Genomic DNA, 5,514 nt, shown 5'->3' on the forward strand with positions numbered 1-5,514 from the left:
GTCTACACCACGGCTGAGGTGACGGAGGACTGCACCGTCTCCGTCTCCTTCATCCGCAATCTACCCGACGCGGTGGATGACGCGGTGACGGTGGCGGAAGACAGCAGCGCCACGGTGGTGGAAGTACTGGCCAACGACAGCACGGCGCCGGACATGGGCGGGACGCTGACGGTGACGTCGGTGACGCAGCCGACCCGCGGAGGCACGGTGACGCTGGTGAGCGGCGTGGTGCGCTTCACTCCTGCGCTCAACTTCAACGGGACCGCGACGTTCACGTACACGGTGTCGGATGGCAACGGAGGCACGGACACGGCGACGGTCACGGTGACGGTCACGGCGGTAAACGATCCGCTGACAGGTGTGGCCGACATGTTCTCGGTGCCCGCGGACAGTGCGGCTACGACGCTGGATGTGCTGGCCAACGACAGCTCGGCGCCGGACACGGGCGAGACACTGATGGTGGCGGCGGTGACGCAACCGGCCAGTGGCGGCACGGTATCCGTGGCGCCGAATGGCACGGGCGTGGTGTTCACGCCGACGCCTGGGTTCACGGGCAAGGTGGCGTTCACGTACACGGTGTCGGACGGCAATGGTGGTACCGCTACCGTCACTGTCACCGTCACCGTGGGCCTCGTGGACTCCGACAACAACGGCATCGACGACAACACCGAGGTGGAACTCGGCCTCGACCCGGACGACCCCGACGACGACGATGACGGCGTCGCGGACAAAGAGGACGGTCTCACCGACACCGACGGAGACGGCCTGATCGACGCCCTGGATCCGGACAGCGACAACGATGGCCTGAACGACGGCACCGAGCGCGGTGTGACGGCCAACGCGGAGTCGCCCGGTACCAACAAGACCTCACCGAACTTCCAGCCGGACAGCGATCCGTCCACGACCACGGATCCGCGCAACCCGGACAGCGACAACGACGGCCTGAAGGATGGCACCGAGGACGCCGACCACGATGGCCGCCTCGGGGATACCGAGTCGGATCCGAACGATGCCGACTCCGACGATGGCGGTGAGACCGATGGCGCGGAGGCGGGCTTCGGCGGCAACCCGCGAGACTACGCGGACGACCTGGCTGTCGCGGGCCGAGGCTGCACCTCCTCGGGCATCGGCACGCTGATGCCCCTGGCGCTGCTGTTCGCCCTGCCTCTGCTGCGTCGGCGCCAGTCTCGGCGCGGCACGGGGGGGGCGTGGGGGCTGCTGGGGTTGCTGGTGACCGTGCTCGTCGCGGCTCCCGCCAGCGCCCAGTCCGCCTCCACCCCCGTCTCCCAGGGGATTGACGTGCAGCAGTACAAGCCCGGCCCGGGCCTGCGGGACGTGCTGGGCGTGCACAGCTCCCAGGTGGGGCGGCACCTGGGCTGGAACCTGGGCCTGTCCTTCAACTACGCGAAGGACCCGCTCAACTTCATCAACCCGCGCACCGACACGTTCGTCTACGAGCTCGTCAAGAACCAGTTCACCGTCGACCTGATGGGCTCCCTGGCGCTCTTCGACCGGTTCGAACTCGGCGTGGCGGTGCCCCTCACCTCGCAGAGCTCGGGCTCGGAGGTCTCCGTCGCGCCCCTGCTCTCCGAGGGGACGCATGCCACGGGCGTGGGGGATCTGCGGCTGGTGCCCAAGGTTCGCCTGCTGTCCACCGACGGCGGGCTGCACCTGGGCGTCGTGGTGCCGGTGCTCCTGCCCACCTCGGGCGGCAAGGGCTTCCTGGGCCGCAGCGGCGTGGCCGCCTTCCCGCGAGTGCTCGGGGAGTGGACGAGCCAGGGCGGCGTGCGCGTGCTGGCCAACGCGGGGCTCAACCTCCAGCCCCAGGCGCAGCTCTACAACCTGAACGTGGGCAACGAGCTCGCTTACGGGCTGGGCACGGAGGTGCCCTTCGAGCTCGGTCAGCACCGGTTCTCCGCCGAGGCCACGCTGGTGGGGGCCCTGGGGCTGAAGCAGTCCAACACCGAGGAGCGCCCGCTGGAGCTGCTCGGCGCGCTGAAGTACCGCTTCTCCGAGTCCCTGGCGGCGCACCTGGGCGGTGGTCCGGGCCTCACCCGGGGTTACGGCACTCCTGGCTTCCGGCTGTTCGCGGGCCTCATCTGGACGGAGGCCGAGCGCGCCGCGCCCGCCCGCCGCGAGCCTCCGCCGGCCGCGCCGGTCTGCCCGCGGGGGCCCGAGGACCTGGACGGCTTCCAGGACGAGGACGGCTGCGCGGACCCGGACAATGACGGGGACGGGCTGCTGGACGGGGGGGATCGCTGCCCCTTGCAGCCGGAGACGAAGAACGGCTTCGAGGAGGAGGATGGCTGTCCGGACGCGCTGCCGCCCCCGCCGCCGGTGGACACCGATGGGGACGGGCTGACGGATGACCAGGATCGCTGCCCGGGCGTCGCCGAGGACAAGGACGGCTTCGAGGACAAGGACGGCTGCGCCGATCCCGACAACGACAAGGACGGCGTGGCGGACACGGCCGACAAGTGCCCGTCCGAGCCGGAGGTCATCAATGGGGTGGCGGACGAGGACGGCTGCCCGGACAAGGGCAAGGTGAAGGTGCTCGTCGAGGGGCAGAAGATCGTCATCCTCGACAAGGTCTACTTCGCCACGAACAAGGATGTGATCCTCCCGCGCTCCTTCAACCTGCTGACGCAGGTGGCGGCGGTGCTGCGCGCCAACCCGGAGATCACCAAGGTGCGCGTGGAGGGCCACACGGACAGCCAGAGCTCGGACGTCTTCAACCTGGATCTCTCGCAGCGCCGTGCCAACAACGTGCGCAAGCGCCTGGTGGAGAAGGAGGGCATCTCGCCCGCGCGGCTGGTGTCGGTGGGCTACGGCGAGTCGCGGCCGGTGGACACCAACAAGACCGCGAAGGGGCGCGAGAACAACCGTCGCGTGGAGTTCATCATCCTCGAGATGGAGAAGCAGGCGCCCTGACGCGCGAGGGGCTCTTGGACCATGAGCATGAGCCCTGACGCGGACAGCGAGTGTTCGTACGATGCGGAGCAGGATCTGGAGCAGCGCTTGCTCCTGGTGCCCCCCGAGACCACCACGCGGGGGTTCTTGTTCTCGTCCATCTTGAAAGCAGTCCGGGAGCTGGGTGGGGACGAGCAGGTGGTGCAGAGCTGCCTGGAGGCGAGCGGCGAGAAGGAGTTCGTGGAGCTCTTCAACTACCCCACCCGAGCCCTCCTCCAGATGCTCGCCGCCGCGGCGCGTGGGCTGAGCCCCCGGTACGGGAGCGTCGAAGAGGCCCTGCGACAGCTTGGGAGGAAGGGGGGAGCGAGCAACATGGCTTCCTCGATGGGGCGGTCAGCGCAACTGATGACCCAGGGAGACCCCAAGAAACTCTTGGCAACCATGCAGGTGCTCTACGGGATTGCGATGACCTACTCGGAGCCGACGGTCGTCTGGAAGGGGCCAAAGCGAGGCGTCCTCGTCATCCACCAGACCTACACGCCCCTCCCGTACCACGTAGGCGGAGCCCAGGAGACAGCGAGGTGGCTCGGGTTGGAGAAAGTGAAGGTGCGCGGACGCACGACGGGGGTGCTCAGCCTCGAACTGGACTTTTCCTGGGACTGATGAGCGCTCATTGCAACTGGATGGTTGAGGCGTAGCCTCATTGATCTTGTCGATGTATTTGCAACCTCTGGGGGACTTCATGGCACAGGAGCTGACAACAGAAGAATTCGAGAAACACGTAAAAGATTGGTGTTACGGAAATTTGACATTGGTGAATGCCATTGGAGTGCCTCTCAATAAAGGGGTTTCCGACGGCAGGGAATTCGTCCTGGTGGTGAAGTTCGAAGACATAAATGGCTATCCAATCGTCTTGGGGTACTACCAGGACAGTCAGGGCAAGCTTTATCACAGGCATTTCTATCGTTCAAACAGCGAGAGTTTTTGGCGGGTGGGAACCGGGTTCAGGTGCGACGCCAAAGATAACGCCTGGGTCAAAGGAGCTGAGGGCCATAAGGAGGCCATGTCAGGTGGATACATCTTCGAAGGCCAGGTCGATTACCGGCTTGACGCGGTACTGCAAGCCATGCCCCAAACCATTCAACCTAAATCAGGAACCAAAGCTGTTTTTGACTCAAAACGAAACAAAGTAGTCCTTGTACCCGAAAATTATTTTTCTTTGATAGAGGCGGTCAAAAAAGACAAGAACCTATGTGCCTATATGGTGAGTCCCAGTGAGAGCCAATGCTCCAAGGTCGTCAATGACTATGTCTTGCACCGGAAAAAGAAGACCGTCATACCTGACTCCCTCTGGGGAGGTGGGCCAACTCGTGATGTGAGGGTTCTCCAGAAATCTCAGGTCAGGTTCCAACAATCCGCCCAAGACAAGAAAAAACCCGACCCCACGTTGAACAACATCCCGGATCTGGCCGCTGATATAAAGAAGGACACAGCCCTCTGGGACTTCATCAACGGCTGCCTGAAGCATCACGTGGGCAGCTATGGATTCGAGCATTCCGCGCTGAATGAGCCCTGCACCGTCGACATCTACAAACTCCCCGTCAACGGCGGAAACGTACTCGTTGAAATAGCCCATTCAAAAAAAGAAGCTCGCGAGTTCGTGACCAAATCTGGGATCAAGTGCAGCATCGATTCCCCGGTATGCTGGGTAAAATCTGTATATTGCGAGGGCGGTATGTCCCGCTACGGAAACTATTCCGCATATCCGGAGGATCTCTGCTTCCTGGTCCAGAAGCCGATGGATTACATTGTTCAAACCAGCACTGAAGTTCAGAGGAGAATGGGGAAGGACGAGATCGCAAGCAACGTGCACGGCAACTACTTGTTGTTGGCCCTCTATAACGAAAAATACTCGCCGTTGATCCAAGCGTTCAAGGCGATGAAGGGCTTCCCCCTTTTCAAGGAGAGTTCACAGAAATTCATCATGGCGAAAGGCGCCGGGGCCAGCATCACCAACTTCCTCAAGGATTGTCAAACAAACAAGTTCGAAGCGATCAAGGAGAACGTGCGCAGCGCATGCGGAGTCTTCCAAGGGAATGGCGGCAGCTCCATGAGCGAAAAGGAAAAAACTGGTATTGAGGAGTTCTTGAAGTCAGACATCAAGGACTATGCGAGTCTGAACTTCGCGATGTATAAGCTGTTTGCAAGTAGTTCCAAGGAAAGCCTGTTCATCGGTGCTTTCTCCGAAAGCGTTTTGGCAAAAAGCTACTCGGACTTGGGTGTGATCATCAAAGACTGCAAGGGCGATCGGAATAGCAAGAACTACGAGCAGACTTTCAAGAAAATATACGAAACAAAAGAAAAGGGACCTTTTTGCGCCCTGGAACGGCTTGCCTTGGCAGCAGCGATGACCGGGCTGATCGAAAAAAAAGCAGGTGAGTTCACCGAACAGGACCGCCAGGTCCACCCCTTTCAAGGTGTAGGAGCGGGTGCCTTCTGGAAGGACTTGCAGGAGGCGCCCGGGACAAGAAAACGCCTTATTCCAAAGCTGGGGACTGCGCTCCGAGGCTTCTGGCCTTCCAATCCTTGTCGGAATGGCTGACT

General features: G+C 62.3%; 3 protein-coding genes. All 3 read left to right on the forward strand.

Going from position 1 to position 5,514, the window contains the following annotated elements; all coding sequences use genetic code 11:
• Positions 1 to 2,931, forward strand: a 2,931-nt coding sequence (locus tag VF697_RS17470) for an Ig-like domain-containing protein (RefSeq protein WP_331096413.1), incomplete at its 5' end; no start/stop codon positions are given.
• A 27-nt stretch (positions 2,932 to 2,958) separates the two neighbouring features.
• Positions 2,959 to 3,573, forward strand: coding sequence for a TIGR02265 family protein (locus VF697_RS17475; protein WP_331096415.1), 615 nt, complete (start codon positions 2,959 to 2,961; stop codon positions 3,571 to 3,573).
• 79 nt (positions 3,574 to 3,652) lie between these two features.
• On the forward strand, positions 3,653 to 5,512 hold the full coding sequence (locus VF697_RS17480) for a hypothetical protein (RefSeq protein ID WP_331096417.1): 1,860 nt from the start codon (positions 3,653 to 3,655) through the stop codon (positions 5,510 to 5,512).
• The last annotated feature ends 2 nt before the right edge of the window (positions 5,513 to 5,514 follow it).

It is taken from the genome of Archangium sp., assembly GCF_036388035.1.
Lineage (GTDB): Bacteria > Myxococcota > Myxococcia > Myxococcales > Myxococcaceae > Archangium.